2 protein-coding genes are annotated in these 1,122 nt (G+C 71.2%); one reads left to right on the top strand and one right to left on the bottom strand.

The window, feature by feature from the left end:
* Positions 1-676: DUF4142 domain-containing protein (locus AB0C29_RS49735; RefSeq protein WP_360835556.1), on the bottom strand; the 676-nt coding region annotated here is incomplete at its 3' end.
* A gap of 211 nt (positions 677-887) precedes the next feature.
* Between AB0C29_RS49735 and AB0C29_RS49730 the strand changes: the two genes are divergently transcribed.
* A partial coding sequence (locus tag AB0C29_RS49730; protein ID WP_360835554.1) for an SCO5389 family protein occupies positions 888-1,122 on the top strand: 235 nt, incomplete at its 3' end.

Raw genomic sequence — 1,122 nt, 5'->3', positions numbered from 1 at the left:
CCCGGGGGTCGTCGTCGGGGCTGATCCGGGCCAGTTCGATGTCCAGCACCTCGATGCCGGTGGCGGCCAGCGCGAGCAACGCGACGGGCAGGTTCGTCGACATCGGGCTCTGGCCGGCGGCCGGCACGGGCCTGGCCGCGTTCGCCGGGACGGTGGCTCCCGCTGCTGCGGGGTTCGGAGCGGTCGGCAGGGCGGCGAAGTCGACGATGCCGCTGCTCTCCAGCAGCGTCATGTGCGTCACCACGAACTGGTTCGCCTGCTGCGCCAGCTTGCGGACGGTGTCGTTGCGCGTCGTCGCCCGCACCGTACCGATCGCCGGGAAGATCTTTCCGTGCGCCGCGCGGAGCCGGTCGATGTAGATCTCGTCGAACTCGGCGCCTTCGGCGTCGCGCATCTCGGCCAGCCATCCCTGCTGGTCGCTGTTCGGCTTCTTCGGCACGCTGATCCTCAGCTTCTTCGCGGCCGCCCGGTCGAACGCGTCGAGCACCTCGTGCTGGGCCGCGATCTCGCGGCCGATCTTGCGGATCCGCGGATCCTGCGACTTCTGCTGGGCCATCTCCCCGGCCGGGATCTCCCACAGCCCGGCGAGACGCACCTTGACGACAAGATCCTTGTCGGCGGCCGAGAGGGCGCCCTCGCCCTCGTCGGGGATCAGCTCATTGGGAGGCAGGGGCACCGGCCCGGGAGACGCCGGCCGGCCCGGCTTCGCCGGTGAGCAGCACCGGCTGCGGGGCGGCGGCGCACAGGTCGGCCATCCCCGGCGGGCGGGTCGAGCTGACGATCGGGTGAAACCGGCGCGCCGCTCTTTACAATGAAAACCGTTACCAACAAGATGGACCTGGCCGCCGGCGCCCGCCGGTACGCCGTCCGCTGTTGGAAGGATCCGCATGTCTCTTGCCGTCTCCCCCGATCTGCTCTCCGCCGCCGAGCGTGGCGAGGTCCCGGACGCGGAGTTCGTCGACTGTGTCCGCACGTCCCTGCCGTACGCCTGGGAGGTGGTCAGCAAGGTCATGACCGACCTGGACACCACCGGCGGCGAGTTCGCCGACCACGAGATCCCGCCGCCGTCCGGGCAGCAGCGCGGTGAGCTGCTGCGCGCCCTGGCCAGCGACGCCATCCGCG

It is taken from the genome of Actinoplanes sp. NPDC048791 (assembly GCF_040650095.1).
GTDB lineage: Bacteria > Actinomycetota > Actinomycetes > Mycobacteriales > Micromonosporaceae > Actinoplanes.
The sequence above is the reverse complement of the archived record's forward strand: the minus strand, read 5'-3'. Positions and strand labels throughout refer to the sequence as shown.